We start from the raw sequence: 24,240 nt of genomic DNA on the forward strand, positions 1-24,240 counted from the left end.
AATGTCACGTATTGGAAGACTCCCCATCCCGATCCCCGCGGATGTCACGGTCGCCACTGAAGGCCAGCGCGTCAGCGTCAAGGGCCCGAAGGGTGAGCTCGCGCTCACCGTCGCGAACCCCATCGAGGTCAAGATCGAGGACGGCCACGTTGTCGTCACCCGCCCGAACGACGAGCGCAACTCGCGTTCGCTGCACGGACTGACCCGAACGCTGATCGCAAACCAGATCATCGGGGTGACCGTGGGTTACACCAAGTCCCTCGAGATCGTCGGTACCGGTTACCGCGTCGCCCAGAAGGGCAGCTCGATCGAGTTCGCCCTCGGCTTCTCGCACCCGGTCCTCGTCGAGGCACCTGCCGGAATCACCCTCACCGTCGAGAGCGTCAACCGCCTCACGGTCGGTGGCATCGACAAGCAGGCTGTCGGCGAGGTCGCCGCCAACATCCGTAAGATTCGCAAGCCTGAGCCCTACAAGGGCAAGGGTGTGCGTTACGCCGGCGAGATTGTTCGCCGCAAGGCCGGAAAGAGTGGTAAGTAACCATGGGTCTCGGAACTAGAGGTAAGAGCAAGGCTGCTGCCCGCGGACGCAGGCACACACGTCTTCGCAAGAAGATCGAGGGGACCGCGCTTCGTCCGCGTCTCGTCGTGACCCGTTCGGCTCGCCACGTCTTCGTGCAGGTCGTCGACGACAGCAAGGGCTTCACCCTTGCGTCGGCGTCCACGCTCGAAGACGGTCTGCGCACCTTCGATGGTGACAAGACCGCCAAGGCCCGCAAGGTCGGCGAACTCGTCGCCGAGCGTGCGAAGGCCGCCGGCATCGAAGCCGTCGTATTTGACCGTGGCGGAAGCAAGTACGCAGGACGCGTCGCTGCGATCGCCGATGGAGCTCGAGAGGGTGGATTGAACCTGTGAGCACTGAAACCGCTAGCACAGCAACGAAGGAGACCGTGGTGGCTGCAGAGGCACCCGTCGAAACCGCTGCGTCAACGGCACCCGCCCAGAACGAGCCTCGCGAGGCTCGTCGTGGCGGCCGTGAGCGCAACCCGAACAAGGACCGCGGAAGCCGCGATGCCGACAAGAGCCAGTTCCTGGAGCGCGTCGTCACCATCAACCGCGTTTCCAAGGTGGTGAAGGGTGGTCGTCGCTTCAGCTTCACCGCTCTCGTCGTCGTCGGTGACGGAAACGGCCTCGTCGGCGTTGGATACGGCAAGGCCCGCGAGGTCCCGACCGCTATCTCCAAGGGCGTCGAGGAAGCGAAGAAGAACTTCTTCCGCGTTCCCCGCGTCGGCCTGACGATCCCGCACCCCGTCCAGGGTGAAGCCGCAGCCGGCGTTGTCCTGCTGCGTCCCGCCGCTGCCGGTACCGGCGTTATCGCCGGTGGCCCGGTGCGCGCCGTCCTCGAGTGCGCAGGCATCCACGATGTCCTGAGCAAGTCGCTCGGTTCGTCGAACACCATCAACATCGTTCACGCCACCGTCGAGGCCCTGCACCAGCTCGAAGAGCCGCGTGCGGTTGCAGCTCGCCGTGGCCTCGCGTACGAAGACGTCGCTCCGGCGCGCTTCCTGCGTGCCGACGCCGCCGCAGCAGCAGCTGCAGCAGCAGCAAAGGCAGGTGCCTGATGGCTCGCCTCAAAGTGACACAGATCAAGTCCAAAATTAGTGAGAAGCAGAACCAGCGCGACACGCTTCGCAGCCTGGGTCTCAAGCGCATTGGCGCAGTCACGATTCGCGAGGACAACTCGCAGAACCGCGGCTACGTCAACACCGTTGCTCACCTCGTAAAGGTCGAGGAGATTGACTAATGGCTGACGAGAAGGAAGCTGCCACCGCAGCCGCCAAGCCCGCCACTGCAAAGAAGGCTGCCCCCAAGAAGGCTGCCACCGCCAAGGTCGCTGTGAAGGCTGCTCCGACCGAAAAGCGCGAGCAGGTCCTGAAGGTCCACCACCTTCGCCCTGCCCCCGGAGCCAAGAAGTCGCGCATGCGCGTCGGTCGTGGTGAAGGATCCAAGGGTAAGACCGCCGGCCGTGGTACCAAGGGCACGAAGGCACGTTACAACGTGCGTATCGGGTTCGAGGGTGGGCAGATGCCGCTGCACATGCGTACTCCGAAGCTGCGCGGGTTCAAGAACCCGTTCCGCGTCGAGTACCAGGTTGTGAACCTGGAAAAGCTTGCCGAGCTCTACCCGAACGGCGGCGATGTAACCATCGCCGACCTGGTCGCCAAGGGCGCGGTCCGCGACAACGAGAAGGTCAAGGTGCTCGGCAACGGTGACATTGCCGTTAAGCTGAACATTGCAGTGGATAAGGTCTCCGGCTCAGCAGAGCAGAAGATCGTCGCTGCGGGTGGCTCAATCAAGTAAGTCCGTAGACGCTGAGCGAGCTTGTCGAGGCCACCAATCGAAATCTTTCGATGCTGGTCTCGACAAGCTCGTTTTTCTCGTTATTAACTGGAGGCATTGTGTTCAGCGCCATTGCGCGGATATTCCGCACGCCCGACCTGCGCAGGAAAATCGGGTTCAGCCTGGGTATCGTTGCCCTGTTCAGACTGGGGTCGTTCATTCCGGCCCCCTTCGTCGACTTCGGAAACGTGCAGTCGTGCCTGGCGGCGAATCAGGACGCCAGCGGCCTCTATGAGCTCGTGAACCTCTTCAGCGGTGGCGCTCTGCTGCAACTGTCGGTCTTCGCGCTGGGCATCATGCCGTACATCACCGCGTCGATCATCGTGCAGTTGCTGCGCGTGGTCATCCCACACTTCGAGACCCTGCACAAGGAGGGCGCGTCCGGACAGGGCACGCTCACCCAGTACACGCGGTACCTCACCATCGCCCTTGCGATCCTTCAGTCGACAACGCTGATCACCGTGGCCCGCAGCGGCGCGCTCTACGGCACGTCGGCCAGCGCCGAGTGTTCTCAGCTGCTCACCAACGACGCCTGGTACGCGATCATGCTCATGGTCATCACCATGACCGCTGGTACCGGCCTGATCATGTGGATGGGCGAGCTCATCACTGAGCGCGGCATCGGCAACGGCATGTCCCTCCTGATCTTCACGTCGATCGCAGCCCTGTTCCCCGGCTCGCTCGCCTCCATCGGCCAGCAGAAGGGCATCGAGGTGCTGCTGATCGTGCTCGCCATCGGCCTGGTCGTGGTCGCCGCGGTGGTCTTCGTCGAACAGTCCCAACGACGCATCCCGGTGCAATACGCCAAGCGGATGGTCGGACGCCGCACCTACGGCGGCAACAACACGTACATCCCGATCAAGGTCAACATGGCCGGCGTCGTGCCCGTCATCTTCGCGTCGTCGCTGCTCTACCTGCCGGCCCTGATCGCGCAGTTCAACCAGCCTGCCGCCGGACAGGCTCCGCCGGCGTGGGTCACCTGGGTCACCAACAACCTCACCCAGGGCAACGACCCGCTGTACATGGCGCTGTACTTCCTCCTCATCGTCGGATTCACCTACTTCTACGTCGCGATCACCTTCAACCCCGAAGAGGTCGCCGACAACATGAAGAAGTACGGCGGATTCATCCCGGGCATTCGTGCCGGTCGACCGACCGCCGAATACCTGGACTTCGTTCTCACCCGGGTGACGCTGCCCGGTGCCCTGTACCTCGGCCTGATCGCCCTGCTGCCTCTGATCGCGTTCTCCGCGATCGGCGCCGACCAGAACTTCCCGTTCGGCGGGGCCAGCATCCTGATCGTGGTCGGTGTGGGACTCGAGACGGTCAAGCAGATCGACGCACAACTCCAGCAGCGCCACTACGAAGGGCTCCTCCGATGACCCGTCTTCTCCTGATCGGCCCGCCCGGCGCGGGCAAGGGCACGCAAGCCGAACGCCTGTCCGAGGCGTTCGCCGTGCCGGCCGTCTCCACCGGGGACATCTTCCGCTACAACGTGAAGAACGACACCGAGCTGGGTCTCCAGGTCAAGGCGTTCATGGATGCCGGCGCGTACGTGCCCGACTCTCTCACCAACGCCATCGTGTCCGATCGGTTGCAGCAGGAGGACGCGGTCGACGGGTTCCTTCTCGACGGCTATCCGCGCACGCAGGACCAGGTTCACGAATTGGACCGTCTGCTCGAAGCTGACAACGGTGCGCTGGACGCAGTCGTGCTGATCGTGGCCGACACCGAAGAGGTCGTGGCCCGACTCCTCAAGCGCGCTGCGGAGCAGGGTCGCGCGGACGACACTGCCGACGTCATCCGTCACCGCCTTGCCGTCTACGAGGAGCAGACCGCTCCTCTGATCGACATTTACTCCTCCCGCGGTCTTGTGGTCACGGTCGACGGCCTCGGCGCCGTGGACGAGGTGACCGGTCGCATCCTCGACGCCCTGGCCGAGCGCGGACTTTCCGTGCCCGTGGCCAGCGGAGACGCAGCCAGCGCCTCCTAACCCGGACGCGCGGCCCTTCGGCGGGCGCGTCCTCAGCAGTCTGCAGAGAATTTCACAATGAGCCTTCGCCGTTCCATCTACAAGTCGCCGGCGCAGATGCGGTTGATGGTCGCCCCCGGGCTGGCCACGGCTGCATCATTGGACGCGGCGCGGGCGGCCATCAGGGTCGGCGCGACCACGCTGGAGCTCGATGCTGCGGCGGAAGCGGCCATCGTGGCCCGTGGCGGCCTGCCCAACTTCAAGCTGGAGCAGGGCTACCACCACACGGTGTGCGCGTCCGTCAACGACGATGTCGTGCACGGCATCCCCGGTGCACGAGTGCTCGGAGCCGGCGACATCGTGTCCATCGACAGCGGCGCCATCATCGAGGGCTGGAACGGCGACGCTGCGTTCTCGTTCGTGATCCCCGATCCGGACCGCCCGGAGATCGTCGCCGAGCGCCAGAAGTTGTCGCACGTCACCGAGCAGTCGTTGTGGCACGGAATCGCCCGCCTTGCGGTGGCCCGCCACCTCAACGAGGTCGGTGAGGCCATCGAGGACTACGTCGAATCCCAGGGCAGCTACGGAATCCTCACCGACTACGTCGGTCACGGCATCGGCCGGTCCATGCACGAGGCCCCGCCCGTGTTCAACTATCGCGTGCGTCAGAAGGGGCCGGATGTGAAGCCCGGACTCGTGGTCGCCATCGAGCCGATGGTCGTTCTGGGTTCCATCGACACGTACGTGCGTGAAGACGATTGGACCGTCGCCACCAGCGACGGTCTGGCGGCCGCGCACTGGGAGCACAGCGTCGCCGTGCACAAGGATGGAATCTGGGTGCTGACCGCTGCCGACGGCGGCGCTGCGGCGTTGGCGCCGTTCGGCATCACCCCCGTTCCGATCCAGTAGCCCGCGTTCGATCGGCAACAGCCAGGCCTGGGGGAGTGGTTGTGGTTTTTTCCCGTGCGCGGAAGCGGGAAGATTGAGGTAAGGACAAAATCGTCCGTCTCGGCAATCGGAAAAGAGCGATTCAATGAGGATTCTCGTCATCTGCGGTGCTGGAGCTTCCAGTGCCTTCGTTGCGCACCGGGTTCGGCACACCGCGGAGGCCCGCGGTCTGGACGTGCATGTTGCCGCGGGCAGCGAATCGGACCTGCCCGCCTCCCTCGGGCCGGTCGACGTGCTGCTGGTGGGTCCCCACCTGGCACCCCGCTTCGAAAAGATCCGCCTGCAGGCCGTTCACGTCGGCGTGGGAGTGGCCCTGATGGAGGCCACCGTCTTCGCCTCGCAGAACGGGGATGAAGCGCTGGACGCGGCCATCTACGCCTACAAGACGCGAGACTGGGCAGAAACGAAGAAGTAGCCTGATGACTCGGCGGATCCTGCCGCTGCTCGACGCGGTCGCTGCGGGCACGGCAACGACGAAGTCCGGCGCCATCCGGGAAGTCGGTGACCTGCTCGTCAGCGCGGGCGCTGTGCTCCCCGACTACGTCGAGTCGATGTTCGAGCGTGAGGCGAGCGTGTCGACCTACATGGGGAACTTCCTGGCCATCCCCCACGGCACCAACGAGGCCAGGGGGTCCATCGTGCGATCCGCCCTGTCGTTCGTGCGCTACGCCGACCCGATCGAGTGGGACGGACAGCAGGTTCGCTTCGTGATCGGGATCGCGGGCCTCGACAGCGAGCACCTTGAAATCCTGCAACAGATCGCGGCCGTCTTTTCCGACGTGAACCAGGTGCAGAAGCTGATCGACGCCGACACGCCCGCAGAGATCCTCAGGATCCTGTCGGGCGAAAGCTCAGAATTCTCGATCGGATTATAGGGAAGAATTGCCAAAAGGCAACTCTGTACCATAGAGTAAATCCTTGGTGTCTGATGCCCGCCTATGCGGCGTGTCATTTCACCACAATCCACGCACGACCAGCAATCAATACCCTAGCGATAGTGAGTTATGGCCAAAAAAGACGGTGTCATCGAAATCGAGGGCGCAGTAGTCGAAGCTCTTCCCAACGCGATGTTTCGCGTTGAGTTGACCAACGGCCACAAAGTTCTTGCCCACATTTCAGGCAAGATGCGTCAGCACTACATCCGTATCCTCCCTGAGGACCGCGTGATCGTTGAGCTGAGCCCGTACGACCTGACTCGCGGCCGGATCGTTTACCGCTACAAGTAGAGAGTGCTGTAAGTAACGGCCCGAGGCGTTCCTGGGGTACGAAGACAGCGAATACAAGGACACACCATGAAGGTCAAGCCCAGCGTCAAGAAGATCTGCGACAAGTGCAAGGTCATCCGCCGTAACGGCAACGTGATGGTCATCTGCGAGAACCCTCGTCACAAGCAGCGTCAGGGCTGATCTCGACAGGCTCGATCACCGCGACAGGCTCGATCACCGCGACAGGCTCGATCACCACGAGCTCGATTACGGCGACAGGCCCGATCAACGTCGAGTCCGTCGAGATGCAACTGAATACAGAAAATAGCAGTGCCGGGAACCCTTCGGGGGGACACCATCGGTTGGAGGCCGATGTACAGGCACTGTTACAGACCTCCACTCATATACAGGAGAAGCCACAATGGCACGTCTAGCCGGCGTTGATATTCCCCGCGATAAGCGCGTGGAAGTTGCACTGACTTACATCTTTGGTGTTGGCCGCACGAGGGCACTCAAGACCCTCGCCGACACTGAAATCGATGGAAACATCCGAGTCAAGGACCTGAGTGACGAGCAGCTCGTCGCCCTCCGTGACTACATCGAAGGAACCTTCAAGGTTGAGGGTGACCTCCGCCGCGAGGTTGCCGCTGACATCCGCCGCAAGGTCGAGATCGGCAGCTACGAGGGCATCCGCCACCGCAAGGGCCTGCCCGTTCGCGGCCAGCGCACCAAGACCAACGCTCGCACCCGCAAGGGCCCGAAGCGCACCGTAGCCGGCAAGAAGAAGGCGCGCTAGGCCTCGGCCCGGCCCGCCTAAGCCTTTAGGATTCAGGAGAAATTCATGGCAGCACCAAAGTCGGCCGTTCGGAAGCCGCGCAAGAAAGAAAAGAAGAACATCGCTGTGGGCCAGGCCCACATCAAGAGCACCTTCAACAACACCATCGTCTCGATCACTGACACCACCGGTGCGGTCATCAGCTGGGCGTCCTCAGGTGGAGTTGGCTTCAAGGGCTCGCGTAAGTCGACCCCGTTCGCCGCACAGCTGGCTGCCGAGTCGGCTGCCCGCCAGGCGCAGGAACACGGCATGAAGAAGGTTGACGTCTTCGTCAAGGGACCCGGATCGGGCCGCGAGACTGCGATCCGCTCGCTCCAGGCCGCTGGCCTCGAGGTCGGTTCGATCAACGACGTCACGCCTCAGGCGCACAACGGATGCCGTCCGCCCAAGCGTCGTCGCGTCTAACCAACCGGCATCTCGCCATCGGCCGGGCCCGTCGCAAGACGGGCCCGGCTGTGGCGGGTCGTGGGGCACCACCCCTTCCTCGTTCGACGATGTGCTCGATTGTCGGGCTTGTCGAGAGACACACAACTCAAAACCTCGCCACGCAAGTGTCATATAGCGGACACTTAGCCGAAAGGAATCAACAGTGCTTATTGCACAGCGCCCCACGCTCACCGAAGAGAACATCTCGGAGTTCCGATCCAGGTTCGTCATCGAACCTCTTGAGCCTGGTTTCGGTTACACCCTCGGCAACTCGATGCGCCGCACCCTGCTGTCCTCGATCCCCGGAGCCGCTGTCACCAGCATCCGGATCGACGGAGTGCTGCACGAGTTCAGCACCGTTCCCGGTGTCAAGGAAGACGTCACCGAGATCATCCTGAACATCAAGGGTCTCGTCATCTCCAGCGAGCACGACGAGCCCATCACCGCGTACCTGCGCAAGCAGGGTGCGGGCCAGGTCACGGCCGCCGACATCTCGGCTCCGGCCGGTGTCGAGGTTCACAACCCCGAGCTCGTCATCGCGACCCTGAACGACAAGGCCAAGTTCGAACTCGAACTGACCATCGAGCGTGGCCGCGGCTACGTGTCGGCCACCCAGAACCGCAACGAGTACTCCGAGGCCGGCCAGATTCCGGTCGACTCGATCTACTCGCCCGTGCTCAAGGTGACCTACCGTGTCGAGGCAACTCGTGCCGGTGAGCGTACCGACTTCGACCGCCTCGTCGTTGACGTGGAGACCAAGTCGGCGATTTCGCCTCGCGACGCCATCGCATCCGCCGGTCGTACGCTGACCGAGCTGTTCGGTCTGGCCCGTGAGCTGAACACCGCCGCTGAGGGCATCGAAATCGGCCCCGCGCCGGTCGATGCCGTGCTGTCGACCGAACTGTCGATTCCGATCGAAGACCTCGATCTGTCGGTTCGTTCGTACAACTGCCTCAAGCGTGAAGGCATCAACAACGTCAGCGAACTGGTCGCCCTCTCGGAGACCCAGCTGATGAACATCCGCAACTTCGGCCAGAAGTCGGTGGATGAGGTCAAGGACAAGCTCGTTGAGCTCGGCCTGTCCCTGAAGGACTCGGTGCCCGGATTCGACGGCGCCCACTTCTACAGCGGCTACGACGAAGAAACCACCATCTAAAGCGGTCTTTCAGACTGACTTTCGACTTTGATACTGGAGATAACCAATGCCTACGCCCACTAAGGGAGCCCGCCTCGGAGGCGGACCGGCCCACGAGCGCCTCATGCTCGCCAACCTGGCCGCATCCCTGTTCACCCACAAGTCCATCAAGACGACCGAGACGCGCGCAAAGCGCCTGCGTCCGGTCGCCGAGCGACTGATCACCTTCGCAAAGAAGGGTGACCTGCACGCTCGTCGCCGCGTTCTCGCCACCATTGGTGACAAGACCGTCGTGCACGAGCTCTTCACCGAGATCGCACCGCAGGTTGCTCTTCGCGAAGGCGGCTACACCCGCATCACGAAGCTCGGTTTCCGCAAGGGCGACAACGCTTCGATGGTTCAGATGGAACTCGTTCTCGAGCCCGTCACCCCGAAGGTCAAGCGCTCCTCCGTCAAGGCTGCGTCCAAGTCTGCCGCGGCAGCGCCCGTTGCCGAGGCTCCGGCCGAGGTCGTCGCCGAGGACGCAGCTGTTGAAGCTGACGTCGTTGACGAGGAAGCCAAGTAAGCATTCACGCGTGCTGAGCGCGGCCTGACGGCCGCGCGAAACACTGAGGGGCCCGACTTCGGTCGGGCCCCTCTTTCGAGCTTCCGCAACCGCCTATCGGGCGTATCGGGCCCCGGCTACCGTATGCGCCATGGAACGCTCGACGCGCACCCCGACCCGTCGCCCGGACACGGCGGCCGGCAGCCGTCTGCCCTCCCACCCGGAGATCGAGCACTGGCGACCGGCCACCCCCGACGACGTCGACGAGTTGTGGCAGTTCACCCGCGCTGTCGGAAAAGCGGACCATCCGCACCACCTGACCACGCGGGAGGGCATCGCGCGGGACTTCGGGCTGTCGTACTTCCATCCGGCGGAGGATTCACTGATCGGCTTCGCCGCCGACGGGACGCTGGCGGCGATGGGCATGGTCATCTCCCCGCCGCACCGCGAGACCCTGGCCCGGTCGATCCTGGTCGGCGGCGTGCGCCCCGGCTACCGTGGGCGGGGCCTCGGCCGGGAGCTGCTCGCCTGGCAGCTGGCCCGGGCCGAACAGCAACTGGCTGCGGTAGCCCCGACGGTGCCCCGCTGGATACTGGCCTACACCGACGAGACCGCGTACCGAAGCGCCCGCCTGTTCCGGCGGATGGGCATGGAGTGCGCCCGCTACTTCCAATCCCTCGAACGACGCCTCGATGAACCGATCCCCGAGGTCGACCTGCCGGGGGACATCCGTGTGGTGCGATTCAGCCCGGTCGTGTCCCGTGCGGCGCATGCGGCCCGCGACTCGTCGTTCCGGGACCACTGGGCGAGTCAGCCTATGAGCGACGAAGCGTGGGATTCGTTCGTGAACTCGCGCATTTTCCGGCCCGACCTCTCCTATGTGGCCGTTGTGGCCGGCCCCGGCAGCGCCGAGCAGGTCGTGGGCTTCACCATGGCCACCGTCAACGTCGACGACTGGGCGAACCAGGGCTACACCGGCAGCCACGTCGATCTCGTCGGTGTCATCGACGAATGGCGCGGCAAACACGTGGCGCGGGCCCTGCTGGCCCGGCACCTCACCTCGGCGCGAACCGAGGGATTGGCCCGGGCGACTCTGATCGTGGACTCTGAGAGCCCGACGGGTGCGCTGAGCCTGTACCTCGGGATGGGGTTCACCCCGACCACCCGCAGGCTCGCCTTCACGGTGGAGCTCTAGGGAGCCGCACGTTCGCTCGCGGTGCGTCAGCGCGTCAACCGGTCAGGGCATTCGGGGCGGCCGGTGTTCCAGCGGCCGCATCGGGTCGGGCGCACGGTACGCATCCAGTCCGCCGAACGCCGGCGGCGTGTGAGCAAGCCGGTCCAGGGCCGCCCGCACACTCTCGGTATAGATCCGGCCGCCGGTCGGTCCCGGATGGACGTTGTCCCCTGCCAGGAGGTCGGTGTGCGGGGCGATCGCGCCGTGCCAGTCTGCGAGTTCGACCGCGCGATAGCGGCCGGCGAAGGCGACCAGGGCGTCGTTGACGCCTGCCGTCCAGTCGCGCTCGGCGAAGGCCGTGACCAGGACCAGCTCCCGGTCGGGGCCGATCACGGCGCGGATGTCGTCGAGCTGGCTCGCCCGGATCGGCCCGTTCGTGCCGAGTCCGACGACGACCACCGGCCGGAGTGCGCCGGACTCGGCCTGCGCCTTGAGGATGTCGGGGGCGGCGGCCATTCCCCGCGACACCGCCGCGTCGATCGCGATGCCCGGGAACCCTGCCTGCAGCTCGGGCGCGGAAGCCAGCATGACCGAGTCGCCCACGGCCGTGATCCGCTCACCCGCTCCGGCGGACGCGGGCGCGGCGGCGGCCGACCGGGATGCGCGGCGTTCGGCCTGCAGAGCCTGGCGCTCCGCGGCATCCAGCGCCTTCTGCCCGCGTTCGATCTCGCTCTGCGCGCTCGTCTGTTGCGGGGCTGTCACGATCGCCGCAGTCGTACCCCCGGTCAGGAGGAGGCCCGTGACGACGGCCAGGGCCACCCAGCCGCGCCGGTACGAAGAGCGGGCGGCGCGCGTGCGCAGGCGACGGATGCTCCCGCGCACCCCGTTCGATCGCACCGGAACTTCGAGCCAGCGGTACGACGCGCCAGCCGCCAGCAGCGTCAGGGACAGCGCCGGCAGGCCGATGACAATGCTCGTCAGCACGGTCGGTGAGGTGAGGGCCGCCGGCCACAGGGACTGCAGCAGCACAAGCACCGGCCAGTGCCACAGGTAGATGCCGTAGGAACGTTCGCCGAGATAGCGCAGTGTGCCGGTGTCCAGCGCGGCACCGAAGCGCCGCCCCTGCACGGCCGCCCAGATGACGACGGCGGTCAGCAGGCTCACGGCCAGCAGCCCGCCGCGGTAGGTGGTGGCTCCCGTATCGGGCAGCAGGAACGCGGCGACCAGCACTCCGGCCAGAGCGGCCACGCCGAGCCCGGGGCGCCAGCGGCCGAGCAGGGCCGCGAGTCGGGAAACCGGCCGGGCGCCGCCCCCGGAGCGGTGCAGCAGCAGTGCGAGCGCGGCCCCGGTGAAGAGCCCGAAGCTGTGCGTGTCCGAGCCGTAATAGACCCGGGTGGGGTCTCCGGGCTGGTACAGCAGCCCCATCCACAGGGCCGACGCCAGGGCCAGTGCAGAGACCAGGCCGAGCCGCAGCGGGTCGTTCCGCACGAGCAGCAGGGCCAGCAGGGCGAAGGGCCAGATCAGGTAGAACTGTTCCTCCACCGCCAGCGACCACAGGTTGCGGAATAGTTCCGGCGCGGTGGCGCTGAAATAGCTCGCCGACCCGGCGATCGACACCCAGTTGTAGCCGAACGTCGCCGCCCCGATCAGCTGCCAGCCGAGCCCCACCAGCACGTCACCCCCGATCAGCCACGCGGCCGTTGCGGCGATCAGAATGAGCGGGATCAGCGGCGGCACCAGGCGCAGCGCCCGGCGCTGCCAGAACCGGCCGAGAGAGATGCGGCCGGTCCTGTCCCGTTCGGTCAGGAGCAGGCCGGTGATCAGGAATCCGCTGATCACGAAGAAGACGTCCACACCGATGAACCCGCCGGGCAGGGCCGCGGGGAAGAAGTGGAACACCACGACCAGGCCCACGGCGATGCCACGCAGGCCGTCGAGACCGGCCAGGCGTTTGGTGGGGACGCTCACGGAGTGCCGGCGAGCGTCAGAGGGCGGGGGCTACAGGTATTCATGACAGGTGGGGACCGAAGTCCGGGTTCTACGATAACCCGGCCCGGAACATACACTTACCTCCGTGATTCTTCCCCCGGCGCCCGACGAGACCCAAGCAGCGGGCACCACCCGGATCAGGCTCGACATCGCCTACGACGGAACCGGCATGAGCGGCTGGGCCACCCAGCCGGGCCTCCGCACTGTTCAGGGCCAGATCGAGGCCGGGCTCGCCGGCATCCTGCACAGCCATCCGCCCACACCGATTCTGACCGTGGCCGGGAGAACGGATGCCGGCGTGCACGCGACCGGGCAGGTCGCCCACTTCGATCTGAACCCCGACCAGGCCGACGGTCTCGTGCGCATCACCCGCGGAAAGGGCCGGCCGCCGACGCCGCTCGCGGTCATGGTGCAACGGCGTCTCGGCGGCATCCTCGTCACCCAGCCGGAAATCGTGATCAAGTCGTCGATTCTGGCCCCGCCCGGTTTCGACGCCCGGTTCTCCGCGCTCTACCGCCGCTATGAATACCGGATCGCCGACTCCGTGGTCGGGCACGACCCGCTGCAGCGCTTCCGCACCACCTGGCACGGGTTCGCCCTCGACGTGGACGCGATGGATGCGGCGGCCGCGACGCTGATCGGCCTGCACGACTTCGCCACCTACTGCAAGCCCCGCCCCGGGGCCACCACGATCCGCACCCTCCAAGAGTTCCGCTGGCGCCGTGACCCGGATGGCGTGCTCGTCGCATCCGTTCAGGCTGACGCCTTCTGCCACAGCATGGTGCGCGCGCTCGTCGGGGCGTGCGTCGCCGTGGGGGAGGGCCGTCTGGCCGGGGACCGCCTGGTCGACCTCCGGATCGAGCGGGCCCGGACCAGCGAGTTCAAGGTCATGCCGGCCCAGGGTCTCACCCTGCTCGAGGTCGGCTATCCGGCCGATGAGCTGCTGGCCCTGCGGGCGCGCGAGACCCGCGCACGCCGTGAGCTGATCGACGACACCGAGTAGCGCCGCCCCGAATTGCGCTCGGGAGTCGGTCGCGTTAGTGTTATTCCTTGGTGTCTGTGCGTTGCAGCCAGGCACACGAACGTGAGCCCTCCATCGATCGTGTTCCCCCTCTGGGAACACACCCGGAGCGGGATTCACGAACACCTCCGTTCGAAAACAAGAAAGCAGCACAATAGTGACGCGCACTTATACCCCCAAAGCAAGCGAAGTCCAGCACGACTGGGTCGTCATCGACGCCACCGACATCGTTCTTGGTCGTCTTGCCAGCCACGCCGCCATCCTCCTTCGCGGGAAGCACAAGGCAACGTTCTCTCCGCACATGGACATGGGTGACTTCGTCATCATCGTCAACGCTGAGAAGATCGCCCTCACCGGCAAGAAGCTCGACCTGAAGATGGCCTACCGCCACTCCGGTTACCCGGGCGGCCTCACGGCCACCAACTACTCGGAGATGCTGGAGAAGCACCCGACCCGTGCGGTTGAGAAGGCCATCCGCGGCATGCTGCCGAAGAACACCCTCGGTCGTGCCCAGCTCGCCAAGCTCAAGGTCTACGCCGGCCCGGAGCACCCGCACGCCGCGCAGCAGCCCAAGCCGTACACCCTCGCCCAGGTCGCTCAGTAGCGCCGGCCACCAGACTTTTCGATTCTAAGAAAAAAGGATTCACACCATCGTGGCGAAAATCGCAGATCAGATTGACCAGGCTCCGGAGAGCTACTCGACCGAGACTCCGACCGAGACTGTAACCAAGGCGCCCCGCGCCATCCTCAACGTTCCCGGCGCAGCCGTCGGCCGTCGCAAGCAGGCCATCGCCCGCGTGCGCATCGTCCCCGGCTCCGGCACCATCACGGTCAACGGCCGCGAATTCGGGGACTACTTCCCGAACAAGCTGCACCAGCAGCTCATCAACGACCCGTTCAAGGTGCTCGACCTCATCGGCAGCTACGACGTCATCGCACGCATCACCGGTGGTGGCCCCTCCGGCCAGGCCGGCGCCCTGCGTCTGGGCATCGCGCGTTCGCTGAACCAGATCGACGAAGAGAACAACCGCGCCATCCTCAAGAAGAACGGTTTCCTCAACCGTGACGCTCGTGTCAAGGAGCGTAAGAAGGCCGGACTCAAGAAGGCCCGTAAGGCTCCTCAGTTCTCCAAGCGTTAAGTCGATCGGCACTGTAGACACATGCCTCGACTATTTGGCACGGACGGCGTCCGGGGTCTGGCCAACCGTGACCTTACGGCTGGACTGGCCCTGGGCCTCGCCCAGGCCAGTGCGGCGGTCCTGACTCAGGGCCGCCGCGCGGAGTTGCGTCGCGCAGAGGGCCGTCGGCCCGTTGCGGTGCTCGCCCGGGATCCTCGGATCTCCGGTGAATTCATTTCGGCCGCGGTTGCGGCCGGATTGGCGAGCTCCGGCGTGGACGTGCTCGACGCAGGCGTCATCCCGACCCCTGCGGCCGCATTCCTGATCGCCGATATCGGCGCTGACTTCGGCGTGATGATTTCAGCCTCGCACAACCCTGCTCCCGACAACGGCATCAAGTTCTTCGCCTTCGGGGGCACCAAACTTCCCGACGACGTCGAAGACCGCATCGAAGAGCACCTCGAGCTCGACATGCTCACGCCTGTCGGCGGCAACGTCGGCCGGATCAGCCGCTTTGCCGATGCCGAGGACCGCTACGTCGTGCACCTCCTCGGCACCCTGCCGAACCGCCTGGACGGCATCCATGTCGTACTCGACTGCGCGCACGGCGCCGCCGCCGGCGTGTCCCCGCAGGTCTTCACGGATGCCGGAGCCACGCTCACGGTCATCGGCGCCGACCCCGACGGCAACAACATCAACGACGGCGTGGGTTCGACCCACCTCGACAACCTCGCCCGCGCCGTGATCGAAGCCGGCGCCGACGTCGGAATCGCCCACGACGGCGACGCGGACCGCTGCCTGGCCGTCGACCGCGACGGCAACATCGTCGACGGCGACCAGATCATGGCGATCCTCGCGGTGTCGATGGCCGAACGCGGCGTGCTGAAAGACCGCACCCTCGTGGCCACCGTGATGAGCAACCTCGGTCTGCGCAAGGCCATGGCCGCCAACGACATCCGCATGATCGAGACCAAGGTCGGCGACCGCTACGTTCTCGAAGAACTCAACATCGACGGGCTCTCGCTCGGCGGCGAACAGTCCGGCCATGTCATCATGACCAAATTCGCCACGACCGGTGACGGCATCCTGACCGGGTTGCACCTGGTCGCCGAAATGGCCCGCACCGGCAAGACCCTGGCCGAGCTGGCCTCGGTGATGACGGTCTTCCCGCAGATCCTGGTTAACGTTCGCGGTGTCAATCACCACGGGCTGAACGCCGACGAGGTCATCGCGGGGGCCGTGCGCGCCGCCGAAGCCGAACTGGGCGACACCGGGCGGGTACTCCTGCGCCCGTCGGGCACCGAGCCCATGGTTCGGGTCATGGTCGAAGCGGCCGATCAGGGCACAGCAGACCGGCTCGCCAACGAGCTGGCCGACATCGTGCGGCGGCAGCTCGCCCTCTAGCCACCGCGAGCGCGCCCGTTCCGGTCGAGAGTGACCGGCGGAGCGGTCACTCTCGACCGGAACGGGCACTGCGCAGGTCAGACCTTGCGGAGCAGCACCTTGGACACGGCGTGGTTGGCGTCCTTGCGCAGCACGAGAGTGGCGCGGGAGCGTGTCGGCCGGATATTGCGCAGCAGGTTGGGTTCGTTGATCTCAGTCCAGATCTCCCGCGCCCGGCTTCGCGCCTCGGGCTCGGTCATACTCGCATACCGGTGGAAGTACGACTTCGGGTTGCTGAACGCGCCGCGCTGCAGGTTCAGGAAGCGCTCCTCGTACCAGCGCGCGATGTCCTGGGTGCGGGCGTCCACGTAGACGGTGAAGTCGAACAGGTCGCTGACGGCCAGGCCGTGACCCGGCCCGGGAGGCTGCAGCACATTGAGGCCCTCGACGATCAGGATGTCCGGCTGGCGCACGACGATCTGGGCGTCCGGCACGATGTCGTAACTCAGGTGGGAGTAGAACGGCGACCGCACCTCGGCGGCGCCGCTCTTGACCGCGGCCACGAAGCGCAGGAGGGCACGGCGGTCATATGACTCGGGGAAGCCCTTGCGTTCCATCAGCCCCCGGCGGTTGAGTTCGGCGTTGGGCAGCAGGAAGCCGTCGGTGGTGACCAGTTCGACCCGTGGAGTGTCTTCCCAGCGGGCGAGCAGCTCGCGCAGCAGCCGGGCGATGGTGGACTTGCCGACCGCGACCGATCCGGCGACGCCGATGACGAAGGGCGTGCGCTGGGCCCGCTCGCCGAGGAAATCGCTCGTGGCCCGGTGCAGTTGCCGGGCGCCGGCGGCGTACAGGTTCAGCAGGCGACTGAGCGGCAGGTAGACATCCGTGACCTCATTCAGGTCGAGCGGCTCACCCAGCCCCCGCAGTTGCACGATCTCGGTCTCTCGCAGCGGGAGCCGGGTGGTCGGCGCGAGGGCGGCCCAGTCTGCCCGGTCCAGTTCGACGAAGGGAGTGCTGTGGCCGTTGTTCCAAGGACTCGCAACCGGATCGGACATTCCACCGAGCTTACTCGGACTAAAATCGAATCCATGTGTGGAATCGTGGGATACGTCGGAGACAACAAGAGTGTTCAGGTCTTGATGGGAGGACTTCGTCGGCTGGAATACCGGGGGTACGACTCGGCGGGCATCGCCGTCATCGACGGCGAGGGTACCCTCAACACCGCCAAGCGTGCCGGCAAGCTGGCCGTTCTGGCCGCAGAACTCGAGGCCCACCCGATCAATAACGGGAACACCGGCATCGGGCACACCCGGTGGGCGACCCACGGTGCGCCGAACAACCTGAACGCGCACCCGCACCTGGGTGACAACGGAAAGCTCGCGGTCATCCACAACGGCATCATCGAGAACTTCTCCACGCTGAAGGACGAACTCCTCGCCGAGGGGTTCAGCTTCGAGAGCGAGACCGACACCGAGGTCGCCGCCATCCTCCTCGGACGTGAATACCAGCGCACGGGTGACCTGGGCGAAGCGTTCCGCGCGGTCGTCTCCCGCCTCGACGGCGCATTCACCCTGCTGGCCGTACACCAGGACCAGCCCGGCGTCGTCGTCGGCGCCCGCCGCAATTCCCCGCTCGTGATCGGCCTGGGGGACGGGGAGAACTTCCTCGGCTCCGACGTCGCCGCTTTCGTCGAGTACACCCGCCGGGCCGTGGCCATCGGCCAGGACCAGATCGTCACAATCACGCCTGACCTCGTCACCGTCACAGATTTCTTCGGCAACCCGGTCGAAACCGAAGAGTTCGACATCGCCTGGGACGCCTCCGCGTCGGAAAAGGGCGGCTGGTCCAGCTTCATGGCCAAGGAAGTCTCCGAACAGCCGGACGCCGTCGCGAACACGCTCCGCGGCCGCATCGCGGGTGCAGCCGTGGTCGTGCCGGAATTGACGGCCTTCGGTGATGACGCGCTGCGGGACATCCGCCGCATCGTCATCGTCGCGTGCGGCACCGCGTCGTATGCCGGCCAGGTCGGCAAGTATGCCATCGAGAAGTGGACCCGCATCCCGGTCGACGTCGAGCTCAGCCACGAGTTCCGCTACCGCGACCCGGTGCTCACCGCAGACACCCTGGTCATCTCGATCAGCCAGTCCGGCGAGACGATGGACACCCTCATGGCCGTGAAGTACGCGCGGGACGCCGGCGCCAAGGCAATCTCGATCTGCAACACCCAGGGTGCCACCATCCCCCGCGAGTCCGACGCTGTGATCTACACGCACGCCGGACCCGAGGTGGCCGTCGCCTCGACGAAGGCGTTCGTCGCGCAGATCACGGCGCTCTACCTGTTCGCGCTGCACCTGGCGCGCGTGCGCGGAAGCCTGTCCGAGGCCGAGCAGGCGGAACAGGTCGTCGAGCTGCAGGGCATCCCGGCGAAGATCGCGACCACCCTGCTTCAGGAATCGACCGTTCACGAACTCGCCAACTGGATGAGCGACACCCGCGCCGTCCTCTTCCTCGGCCGCCACGTCGGCTTCCCGATCGCCCTGGAGGGTGCGCTCAAGCTCAAGGAGCTGGCCTACATCCACGCCGAGGGTTTCGCCGCCGGCGAGCTCAAGCACGGCCCGATCGCGCTGATCGAGCCCGGCCAGCCGGTCTTCGTCGTCGTGCCGAGCCCGCGCGGCTCCGCTCACCTGCACCCCAAGGTGGTCTCCAACATCCAGGAGATCCGCGCCCGCGGCGCGCGCATCATCGCGATCGCCGAAGAGGGGGATGTCGCGGTGCTGCCGTTCGCCGATACCGTCATCCGCATCCCGCTGGCATCGCCGCTGTTCGAGCCGCTGCTGGCCGTCGTGCCGCTGCAGATCTTCGCCATGGAACTCGCCACGGCGAAGGGACTCGACGTCGACCAGCCGCGCAACCTGGCGAAGTCGGTCACGGTCGAGTAGCCGAGGCGGAGCGGACGGGGAGCAGCGCAGGGTGAACGGATGATCCGGGGCATCGGGGTCGACATCGTCGACCTCGCCCGCTTCGAACGGCAGGTCCTGCGCACGCCGGGGCTGATCGCCCGGCTCTTCACGCCAGCCGAGCGCGGCCTGCCGGTGAACTCCCTGGCCGCGCGTTTCGCGGCCAAGGAGGCTCTGATCAAAGCCCTCGGCGACAGCGCCGGCGTCAGCTGGCAGGAGATGGACGTCGTCACCGACACGCACGGCAATCCCGGTTTCGTGCTGACCGGAGCCGCCGCCGCGGCCCTGGCCGTGCGGGGCATCGACACGGTGCACCTCACCATGACCCACGACGCCGGGGTGGCCTGCGCGTTCGTGGTCGCGGAAGGACACGCATGACCGGCTATCGCGAGGCCGTCGTCGATCTCGGTGCCGTGTCCGCCAACGTCGCCCACCTGAAGAGCGTGATCGGCACGCCGCACCTGATGGCCGTCGTCAAGGCGAACGCCTACGGTCACGGGGCCGTGCCGGTCGCCCGCGCCGCGCTCGCCGCCGGCGCCGACTGGCTCGGCGTGGCCGACATCGACGAGGCGCTCCAGCTGCGGAGCGCCGGCATCGACGCGCCCCTGCTGGCGTGGCTGCACGATCCGGATGCCGATTTCGCCGCCGCCCTCGCCCGGAACGTGTCCCTCGGGCTGTCGTCCGTGCGGCAGCTGCACCAGGTGGCGGAGGCCGCGGGCACGCTCGGCGTCGTGGCGGACGTGCACATCAAACTGGAGACCGGGCTCAACCGCAACGGCGTGCACGAACCGGACTGGGCCGAGGCGTTCGCGCTGGCGGCCGAGCTCGAGCAGGCCGGCCGGCTCATCGTGACGGGCGTTTTCAGCCACCTCGCGAACGCCTCCCCGGAGGATGACGCCGAGGCGATCGTCCGCTTCGAACGCGGGCTCGCCGTCGCCCGCGCCGCGGGCCTGACCCCGTCGCTGATCCATCTTGCCTCCACTGCCGCGGCCCTGCGGGTCCCGGCGGCGCGGTACACCATGGTGCGCGTCGGCATCGGCATCTACGGGTTGTCGCCATTCACGGACCAGAGCTCTCATGACCTGGGCCTCCGACCGGCCATGACTTTTCGGGGGCGGATTGCCGCGGTCCGTCTGGTGGCTGCCGGCGCCGGGGTCTCCTACGACTACCTGTGGCGGGCTCCCACTGACGGCTACCTCGCCCTGGTGCCCCTCGGCTACGCGGACGGGGTACCGCGTCAGGCATCCGGCACCGCGCTGGTCAGCCTGGCGGGGCGGCTCCATCCCCTCGTCGGGCGCATCGCGATGGACCAGTTCGTCGTCAGCGTCGGCCGGGAGGATGTCGCGGTCGGTGACGAGGTCGTGCTCTTCGGCGACCCGGCCACCGGCGTTCCGAGCGCCACCGACTGGGCCGACGCCGCCGGCACGATCAACTACGAGATCGTCACCCGGATCGGGAACCGGGTTCCCCGCAGCTATCGGGACGCCCCCGGTGACGCCGTCGGCACCGCCCGCGGCGGTGAGCGATGATGCGCACCGTCATCCCCGACGCCGCCGCAATGCACGAGTTCGGCCGTTCGGTGGCGGCACTGCTGCGGGCCGGTGACCTGATCGTGCTGACCGGGCCGCTCGGAGCAGGGAAGACCACCTTCACCCGCGGACTCGGGGAGGGGCTGCAGGTGCGGGGTGCGGTCACCAGCCCCACGTTCGTGCTCGCCCGCACCCACCCCAGCACGGTCGGTGGGCCCCCGCTCGTGCACGTCGACGCCTACCGGCTCGGAAGCGCCCTCGAACTGGACGACCTCGACATCGATTTCGCCCGGTCCATCGTCGTCGTCGAGTGGGGCCGCGGCATGCTGGACGGCCTCGCCGACGCCTGGCTGGACATCGAGATCGAACGGCCGGTCGGGGCCTCGCAGGCCGAGGCATCCGTCGTCACGGCCCACCCCGACGAGGTGCTCGACCTGGACGAGCCGCGCACGGTCACGGTGACCCCGCACGGCCCCCGCTGGGCTGACTCCGGCGCATTCAACGAATAGGCTGGTGAGGTGCTTCTCGCCATCGATACTTCCGCCGGGACGAGCGTCGCGGTCGTCGACCTCGCCCGAGGCGTGATCGCCGAACAGTCCACCAGCGACACCATGCGCCACGCCGAGGTGGTCGGCCGCCTGATCGCCGACTGCCTCCGCGACGCGGCCGTGCCGATCAGCGCCCTGTCCGCCGTGGTCGGCGGCATGGGCCCCGGGCCGTTCACCGGCCTGCGCGTGGGCATCGCCGCCGCGCGGGTCTTCGCCCTCGGCGCCGGTGTGCCGTTCGTACCGGTCGTCAGTCACGATGCGCTCGCCTTCGGTCACTACCAGGCGGGCCACACCGGCCCACTGGTCGTCGTCACCGACGCCCGGCGGCGCGAGGTGAACTGGTCCGTGTACAGCGGGACGGATGCCGTGGGCCTCCCGATCCGGGTCGACGGGCCGTGCGTGGCCAAGCCGGCCGTGCTGCTCGAGGCCGCGTGGGTCCACGCCGCAGTGCCCCGCTTCGACGCGGTCGGCGTATCGGCCGGGGACCTGGGGCAGGTCGCCGAGTTGATGTGGGCGCACCAGCGCCCGTTCGCCGTCGACGAGGCGCTGTACCTGCGCTCGCCCGACGTCACCCTGTCCAACGGCCCGAAGCGGGTGAGCTGATGACCTGGCAGCTGCGCCGTGCGAAAGCCGATGACGTGCAGGCGATCATGACCCTCGAGACCCGCATCTTCGTCAATGACGCCTGGTCCGCTGACGCGATGGCCCACGACGTGGTCAGCCCCGACTGCTACTACCTGGTGGCCTTCCCGCCGGGCCGGCCCGACCGGATCGAGGCGTACGCGGGCCTGCTGGCTCCGGCCGGGGCGCACGAAGGTGATATTCAGACCATCGCGGTCAGCGAGCAGGCCCGCGGCCACGGCCTCGGCCGAACGCTGATGCTCAGCCTGATCACCGAAGCCCGGAAGAGGGGCGTGCGGGAGGTGTTCCTCGAGGTTCGCGCCGACAATCCGCCGGCCCAGGAACTCTACCGCCGGCTCGGCTTCGAGGAGCTGGGCATCCGGCGCGGCTACTATCAGCCCGACAACGTCGACGCGATCGTGATGCGCCTGCACGTGCCTGACCCCGAGATGATGATGACGCCGGCCGAGTCCGCGCCGGAGGCCACCGAATGACCGGCGTGAACGACCCCCTGGCCCTGAACCGCACGAACCCGCTCGTGCTCGGCATCGAGACCTCGTGTGACGAGACGGGGATCGGCATCGTGCGCGGCACCGTGCTGCTCTCGAACACGATCGCGTCATCGATGGACGAACATGCCCGCTACGGGGGAGTGGTGCCGGAGGTGGCAGCGCGCGCTCATCTCGAGGAACTGGTGCCGGCGATCCGGGCGGCGACGCTCGAGGCCGGCATCCGCCTGGATGACATCGACGCGGTGGCCGTGACCTGCGGCCCCGGTCTGGCCGGCGCGCTCATGGTGGGGGTCGGCGCGGCCAAGGCGCTCGCCATCTCCCTCGGCAAACCGGTCTACGCGGTCAACCACCTCGTCGGCCACGTCGGCGCCGACGTGCTGCGCCTCGGCGCCGACGACACCACCGAGCCGCTCGAATACCCCACCATCGCACTGCTCGTCAGCGGCGGGCACACCTCGCTGCTGCTGGTGCGCGACCTGGTCTCCGACGTCGAACTGCTCGGCGAGACCATCGACGACGCGGCGGGCGAGGCCTTCGACAAGGTGGCCCGTCTGCTCGGCCTGCCGTACCCGGGCGGACCCCAGATCGACAAGGCGGCGCTGGAGGGCAACCCCACCGCCATCCGTTTCCCCCGCGGGCTCAGCCAGACCAAGGACATGGAGAAGCACCGCTACGACTTCTCCTTCTCCGGGCTGAAAACGTCGGTGGCCCGCTGGGTCGAGCAGAAACGCGACGCCGGCGAACCGGTGCCGATCCCCGATGTCGCAGCCAGTTTCCGCGAGTCGGTCGTGGACATCCTGCTGACCAAGGCCGTGGCGGCCTGCGTCGACCTGGGCGTGCCGCGGTTGCTGCTGGGTGGCGGCGTCATCGCCAACGCCCGGCTGCGCCAGGTGGCCCAGGAACGCACGGATGCCGCCGGCATCGCCCTGCGCATCCCGCCTCTATCGCTCTGCACCGACAACGGCGCGATGATCGCCGCCCTCGGGGCTCAGCTGATCATGGCCGGGCATGAGCCCTCGTCGCTGGAATTCGGCGCGGATTCGACCCTTCCGGTATCCGACATCCAGGTCTGAAGCCCCGATCACCGGCGCTTCGCCGTCGGGCGGGTATTCTGGGCTTCGGCAGGCCCCGCTCGCGGCACCTGTCCCGCTGTCCCGCCGGGAGCCACCCCGGCAGCCCAGATGCACCATTCTCAAAGGAGCACGCGACATGACCGATCCGAATCAGCCTCCGGTAACCCCGCCCCCGATGTTCCAGCCGCCGGCTGCCCCGGCGCCCGGAGCCGAGACTCCGGCCCCGCAGCAGCAGGGTGCACCCCAGGCTGCCCCGGCGTACGGGCAGCAGCCCTACCAGCAGCCCTACGCGCAGCAGTCCCCGACCGAGAAATACAACGTGCTGTCCATCGTGTCGCTGGTGACGAGCGTGCTGGGGATCTCCCTGGCCGGCATCATCTGCGGCCACATCGGCCTGAGCCAGATCGGCCGGACCGGCGAAAAGGGCCGCGGGCTCGCGATCGCCGGCCTCGTCCTCGGCTATCTCGGGATCGTCGCCGGCATCATCCTGATGGTCGTTCTCATCCCGGTGATGGTCGCGATCCTCAACGACCCGTCCATGGTCGACAGCTTCTGACACAGCGGCCGTTGGCCGCCACCTGGGCCGCTAGCCGGTGACCCCAGACAACCTGCGACGCATACTGCGCCGTTCGGAAAGGAATGAACTCGCATGAGCGATTCGAATACTCCCAGCAACCCCGAGGTCCCGCAGGTGCCCGACGTCCCGCAGGTGCCCGATGTGCCTCAGGTACCGGACATCCCGCGATCCGACGCAGGTACGGATGTCCCGACCGCGCCGCCCGCCTATGGCACGCCGGCCGCGCCGCCCGCCTATGGCACGCCGGCCGCGCCGCCCGCCTACGGCGCCCCGGCC

31 protein-coding genes and 1 pseudogene are annotated in these 24,240 nt (G+C 66.9%); 30 read left to right on the forward strand and 2 right to left on the reverse strand.

What is annotated here, in order from left to right:
• Position 1 precedes the first annotated feature (1 nt).
• The 17 genes from rplF to E3T49_RS08080 all read left to right on the forward strand — a co-directional run bounded on the left by rplF (position 2) and on the right by E3T49_RS08080 (position 10,657).
• Positions 2-538 (forward strand): 50S ribosomal protein L6, encoded by a 537-nt coding sequence (gene rplF / locus E3T49_RS08000; protein ID WP_134424421.1) that lies wholly within the window; start codon positions 2-4, stop codon positions 536-538.
• Between the two features lie 2 nt (positions 539-540).
• Positions 541-912, forward strand: coding sequence for a 50S ribosomal protein L18 (rplR, locus tag E3T49_RS08005; RefSeq protein ID WP_134363329.1), 372 nt, complete (start codon positions 541-543; stop codon positions 910-912).
• Positions 913-947: 35 nt separating this feature from the next.
• A complete protein-coding gene (gene rpsE, locus E3T49_RS08010) occupies positions 948-1,619 on the forward strand; it encodes a 30S ribosomal protein S5 (protein ID WP_104101028.1) in 672 nt (223 codons plus the stop codon).
• Positions 1,619-1,801, forward strand: coding sequence for a 50S ribosomal protein L30 (gene rpmD / locus E3T49_RS08015; protein WP_174235710.1), 183 nt, complete (start codon positions 1,619-1,621; stop codon positions 1,799-1,801). The genes rpsE and rpmD overlap by 1 nt, the downstream gene beginning before the upstream one ends.
• Positions 1,801-2,358, forward strand: a complete 558-nt coding sequence (gene rplO / locus E3T49_RS08020) for a 50S ribosomal protein L15 (protein WP_134369270.1) — start codon at positions 1,801-1,803, stop codon at positions 2,356-2,358. The genes rpmD and rplO overlap by 1 nt, the downstream gene beginning before the upstream one ends.
• A 98-nt stretch (positions 2,359-2,456) precedes the next feature.
• Positions 2,457-3,779 carry a preprotein translocase subunit SecY gene (gene secY, locus E3T49_RS08025; RefSeq protein WP_134424422.1) on the forward strand — a complete coding sequence of 441 codons (1,323 nt, stop codon included), beginning with the start codon at positions 2,457-2,459 and terminating at the stop codon, positions 3,777-3,779.
• The gene (locus E3T49_RS08030; protein WP_134424423.1) at positions 3,776-4,390 is read left to right on the forward strand and encodes an adenylate kinase; all 615 of its coding nucleotides are present in this window, start codon (positions 3,776-3,778) and stop codon (positions 4,388-4,390) included. The genes secY and E3T49_RS08030 overlap by 4 nt, the downstream gene beginning before the upstream one ends.
• 57 nt (positions 4,391-4,447) lie before the next feature.
• Positions 4,448-5,278, forward strand: a complete 831-nt coding sequence (gene map, locus E3T49_RS08035) for a type I methionyl aminopeptidase (RefSeq protein WP_134424424.1) — start codon at positions 4,448-4,450, stop codon at positions 5,276-5,278.
• Positions 5,279-5,402: 124 nt separating this feature from the next.
• Positions 5,403-5,732, forward strand: a complete 330-nt coding sequence (locus E3T49_RS08040) for a PTS sugar transporter subunit IIB (RefSeq protein WP_134424425.1) — start codon at positions 5,403-5,405, stop codon at positions 5,730-5,732.
• A gap of 4 nt (positions 5,733-5,736) precedes the next feature.
• Positions 5,737-6,192: a PTS mannitol transporter subunit IIA gene (locus tag E3T49_RS08045; protein WP_134424426.1), complete on the forward strand. Its 456-nt coding sequence runs from the start codon at positions 5,737-5,739 to the stop codon at positions 6,190-6,192.
• Positions 6,193-6,321: 129 nt separating this feature from the next.
• Complete coding sequence (infA, locus tag E3T49_RS08050; protein WP_022883252.1) at positions 6,322-6,543, forward strand: translation initiation factor IF-1; 222 nt, start codon at positions 6,322-6,324, stop codon at positions 6,541-6,543.
• A 66-nt stretch (positions 6,544-6,609) separates the two neighbouring features.
• Positions 6,610-6,723 carry a 50S ribosomal protein L36 gene (gene rpmJ / locus E3T49_RS08055; RefSeq protein WP_035834639.1) on the forward strand — a complete coding sequence of 38 codons (114 nt, stop codon included), beginning with the start codon at positions 6,610-6,612 and terminating at the stop codon, positions 6,721-6,723.
• A 220-nt stretch (positions 6,724-6,943) separates the two neighbouring features.
• Positions 6,944-7,318, forward strand: a complete 375-nt coding sequence (rpsM, locus tag E3T49_RS08060; protein WP_104100946.1) for a 30S ribosomal protein S13 — start codon at positions 6,944-6,946, stop codon at positions 7,316-7,318.
• A 45-nt stretch (positions 7,319-7,363) separates the two neighbouring features.
• Positions 7,364-7,762 (forward strand): 30S ribosomal protein S11, encoded by a 399-nt coding sequence (gene rpsK, locus E3T49_RS08065; protein ID WP_055821293.1) that lies wholly within the window; start codon positions 7,364-7,366, stop codon positions 7,760-7,762.
• Between the two features lie 184 nt (positions 7,763-7,946).
• Complete coding sequence (locus E3T49_RS08070; RefSeq protein WP_134363339.1) at positions 7,947-8,939, forward strand: DNA-directed RNA polymerase subunit alpha; 993 nt, start codon at positions 7,947-7,949, stop codon at positions 8,937-8,939.
• A 46-nt stretch (positions 8,940-8,985) separates the two neighbouring features.
• A complete protein-coding gene (gene rplQ / locus E3T49_RS08075) occupies positions 8,986-9,483 on the forward strand; it encodes a 50S ribosomal protein L17 (protein WP_134424427.1) in 498 nt (165 codons plus the stop codon).
• 130 nt (positions 9,484-9,613) lie between these two features.
• Positions 9,614-10,657, forward strand: coding sequence for a GNAT family N-acetyltransferase (locus tag E3T49_RS08080; protein WP_134424428.1), 1,044 nt, complete (start codon positions 9,614-9,616; stop codon positions 10,655-10,657).
• 42 nt (positions 10,658-10,699) lie between these two features.
• Here E3T49_RS08080 and E3T49_RS08085 read toward each other — a convergent pair whose 3' ends face one another.
• Entirely contained in the window at positions 10,700-12,604 is a 1,905-nt protein-coding gene (locus E3T49_RS08085) for an acyltransferase family protein (RefSeq protein WP_134424429.1), read from the reverse strand.
• Positions 12,605-12,794: 190 nt separating this feature from the next.
• Between E3T49_RS08085 and E3T49_RS08090 the strand changes: the two genes are divergently transcribed.
• The 4 genes from E3T49_RS08090 to glmM all read left to right on the forward strand — a co-directional run bounded on the left by E3T49_RS08090 (position 12,795) and on the right by glmM (position 16,168).
• Positions 12,795-13,628 (forward strand): tRNA pseudouridine synthase A, encoded by an 834-nt coding sequence (locus tag E3T49_RS08090; protein ID WP_134424443.1) that lies wholly within the window; start codon positions 12,795-12,797, stop codon positions 13,626-13,628.
• A 175-nt stretch (positions 13,629-13,803) separates the two neighbouring features.
• Positions 13,804-14,250, forward strand: a complete 447-nt coding sequence (rplM, locus tag E3T49_RS08095) for a 50S ribosomal protein L13 (protein ID WP_134363342.1) — start codon at positions 13,804-13,806, stop codon at positions 14,248-14,250.
• A 49-nt stretch (positions 14,251-14,299) separates the two neighbouring features.
• The gene (gene rpsI, locus E3T49_RS08100) at positions 14,300-14,785 is read left to right on the forward strand and encodes a 30S ribosomal protein S9 (RefSeq protein WP_134424430.1); all 486 of its coding nucleotides are present in this window, start codon (positions 14,300-14,302) and stop codon (positions 14,783-14,785) included.
• 21 nt (positions 14,786-14,806) lie between these two features.
• Positions 14,807-16,168 (forward strand): phosphoglucosamine mutase, encoded by a 1,362-nt coding sequence (glmM, locus tag E3T49_RS08105; protein ID WP_134424431.1) that lies wholly within the window; start codon positions 14,807-14,809, stop codon positions 16,166-16,168.
• A 77-nt stretch (positions 16,169-16,245) separates the two neighbouring features.
• On the opposite strand, the gene coaA is transcribed toward glmM, so the two are convergent.
• Positions 16,246-17,202, reverse strand: a complete 957-nt coding sequence (coaA, locus tag E3T49_RS08110) for a type I pantothenate kinase (RefSeq protein ID WP_134424432.1) — start codon at positions 17,200-17,202, stop codon at positions 16,246-16,248.
• A gap of 33 nt (positions 17,203-17,235) precedes the next feature.
• Between coaA and glmS the strand changes: the two genes are divergently transcribed.
• The 9 genes and pseudogenes from glmS to E3T49_RS08155 all read left to right on the forward strand — a co-directional run.
• On the forward strand, positions 17,236-19,086 hold the full coding sequence (glmS, locus tag E3T49_RS08115) for a glutamine--fructose-6-phosphate transaminase (isomerizing) (RefSeq protein ID WP_134424433.1): 1,851 nt from the start codon (positions 17,236-17,238) through the stop codon (positions 19,084-19,086).
• Between the two features lie 39 nt (positions 19,087-19,125).
• Complete coding sequence (locus E3T49_RS08120; protein ID WP_134424434.1) at positions 19,126-19,482, forward strand: holo-ACP synthase; 357 nt, start codon at positions 19,126-19,128, stop codon at positions 19,480-19,482.
• Positions 19,479-20,633 (forward strand): alanine racemase, encoded by a 1,155-nt coding sequence (gene alr, locus E3T49_RS08125; protein ID WP_134424435.1) that lies wholly within the window; start codon positions 19,479-19,481, stop codon positions 20,631-20,633. The genes E3T49_RS08120 and alr overlap by 4 nt, the downstream gene beginning before the upstream one ends.
• Positions 20,630-21,142: a tRNA (adenosine(37)-N6)-threonylcarbamoyltransferase complex ATPase subunit type 1 TsaE gene (gene tsaE / locus E3T49_RS08130; protein WP_420898534.1), complete on the forward strand. Its 513-nt coding sequence runs from the start codon at positions 20,630-20,632 to the stop codon at positions 21,140-21,142. The genes alr and tsaE overlap by 4 nt, the downstream gene beginning before the upstream one ends.
• Positions 21,143-21,151: 9 nt before the next feature.
• Entirely contained in the window at positions 21,152-21,784 is a 633-nt protein-coding gene (gene tsaB / locus E3T49_RS08135; protein WP_134424436.1) for a tRNA (adenosine(37)-N6)-threonylcarbamoyltransferase complex dimerization subunit type 1 TsaB, read from the forward strand.
• Positions 21,784-22,296, forward strand: a complete 513-nt coding sequence (gene rimI, locus E3T49_RS08140; protein ID WP_134424437.1) for a ribosomal protein S18-alanine N-acetyltransferase — start codon at positions 21,784-21,786, stop codon at positions 22,294-22,296. Before tsaB ends, rimI begins: the two co-directional genes overlap by 1 nt.
• Positions 22,293-23,387: a tRNA (adenosine(37)-N6)-threonylcarbamoyltransferase complex transferase subunit TsaD gene (tsaD, locus tag E3T49_RS08145; protein WP_134424438.1), complete on the forward strand. Its 1,095-nt coding sequence runs from the start codon at positions 22,293-22,295 to the stop codon at positions 23,385-23,387. Before rimI ends, tsaD begins: the two co-directional genes overlap by 4 nt.
• A 136-nt stretch (positions 23,388-23,523) precedes the next feature.
• The gene (locus E3T49_RS08150; RefSeq protein WP_166785498.1) at positions 23,524-23,943 is read left to right on the forward strand and encodes a DUF4190 domain-containing protein; all 420 of its coding nucleotides are present in this window, start codon (positions 23,524-23,526) and stop codon (positions 23,941-23,943) included.
• A gap of 93 nt (positions 23,944-24,036) precedes the next feature.
• Positions 24,037-24,240, forward strand: a pseudogene (locus E3T49_RS08155) (hypothetical protein); the annotation flags it as partial.

Source organism: Cryobacterium cryoconiti, assembly GCF_004403065.1.
In the GTDB taxonomy this organism is placed as follows: Bacteria; Actinomycetota; Actinomycetes; order Actinomycetales; family Microbacteriaceae; genus Cryobacterium; species Cryobacterium cryoconiti.

Coding starts and splice junctions, on each gene's coding strand:
- rplF (WP_134424421.1), top strand. CDS start 2: ATGTCACGTATTGGAAGACTCCCCATCCCGATCCCCGCGGATGTCACG.
- rplR (WP_134363329.1), top strand. CDS start 541: ATGGGTCTCGGAACTAGAGGTAAGAGCAAGGCTGCTGCCCGCGGACGC.
- rpmD (WP_174235710.1), top strand. CDS start 1,619: ATGGCTCGCCTCAAAGTGACACAGATCAAGTCCAAAATTAGTGAGAAG.
- rplO (WP_134369270.1), top strand. CDS start 1,801: ATGGCTGACGAGAAGGAAGCTGCCACCGCAGCCGCCAAGCCCGCCACT.
- E3T49_RS08030 (WP_134424423.1), top strand. CDS start 3,776: ATGACCCGTCTTCTCCTGATCGGCCCGCCCGGCGCGGGCAAGGGCACG.
- map (WP_134424424.1), top strand. CDS start 4,448: ATGAGCCTTCGCCGTTCCATCTACAAGTCGCCGGCGCAGATGCGGTTG.
- E3T49_RS08040 (WP_134424425.1), top strand. CDS start 5,403: ATGAGGATTCTCGTCATCTGCGGTGCTGGAGCTTCCAGTGCCTTCGTT.
- E3T49_RS08045 (WP_134424426.1), top strand. CDS start 5,737: ATGACTCGGCGGATCCTGCCGCTGCTCGACGCGGTCGCTGCGGGCACG.
- infA (WP_022883252.1), top strand. CDS start 6,322: ATGGCCAAAAAAGACGGTGTCATCGAAATCGAGGGCGCAGTAGTCGAA.
- rpmJ (WP_035834639.1), top strand. CDS start 6,610: ATGAAGGTCAAGCCCAGCGTCAAGAAGATCTGCGACAAGTGCAAGGTC.
- rpsM (WP_104100946.1), top strand. CDS start 6,944: ATGGCACGTCTAGCCGGCGTTGATATTCCCCGCGATAAGCGCGTGGAA.
- rpsK (WP_055821293.1), top strand. CDS start 7,364: ATGGCAGCACCAAAGTCGGCCGTTCGGAAGCCGCGCAAGAAAGAAAAG.
- rplQ (WP_134424427.1), top strand. CDS start 8,986: ATGCCTACGCCCACTAAGGGAGCCCGCCTCGGAGGCGGACCGGCCCAC.
- E3T49_RS08080 (WP_134424428.1), top strand. CDS start 9,614: ATGGAACGCTCGACGCGCACCCCGACCCGTCGCCCGGACACGGCGGCC.
- E3T49_RS08090 (WP_134424443.1), top strand. CDS start 12,795: ATGAGCGGCTGGGCCACCCAGCCGGGCCTCCGCACTGTTCAGGGCCAG.
- glmM (WP_134424431.1), top strand. CDS start 14,807: ATGCCTCGACTATTTGGCACGGACGGCGTCCGGGGTCTGGCCAACCGT.
- coaA (WP_134424432.1), bottom strand. CDS start 17,202: ATGTCCGATCCGGTTGCGAGTCCTTGGAACAACGGCCACAGCACTCCC.
- glmS (WP_134424433.1), top strand. CDS start 17,236: ATGTGTGGAATCGTGGGATACGTCGGAGACAACAAGAGTGTTCAGGTC.
- E3T49_RS08120 (WP_134424434.1), top strand. CDS start 19,126: ATGATCCGGGGCATCGGGGTCGACATCGTCGACCTCGCCCGCTTCGAA.
- alr (WP_134424435.1), top strand. CDS start 19,479: ATGACCGGCTATCGCGAGGCCGTCGTCGATCTCGGTGCCGTGTCCGCC.
- tsaE (WP_420898534.1), top strand. CDS start 20,630: ATGATGCGCACCGTCATCCCCGACGCCGCCGCAATGCACGAGTTCGGC.
- rimI (WP_134424437.1), top strand. CDS start 21,784: ATGACCTGGCAGCTGCGCCGTGCGAAAGCCGATGACGTGCAGGCGATC.
- tsaD (WP_134424438.1), top strand. CDS start 22,293: ATGACCGGCGTGAACGACCCCCTGGCCCTGAACCGCACGAACCCGCTC.
- E3T49_RS08150 (WP_166785498.1), top strand. CDS start 23,524: ATGACCGATCCGAATCAGCCTCCGGTAACCCCGCCCCCGATGTTCCAG.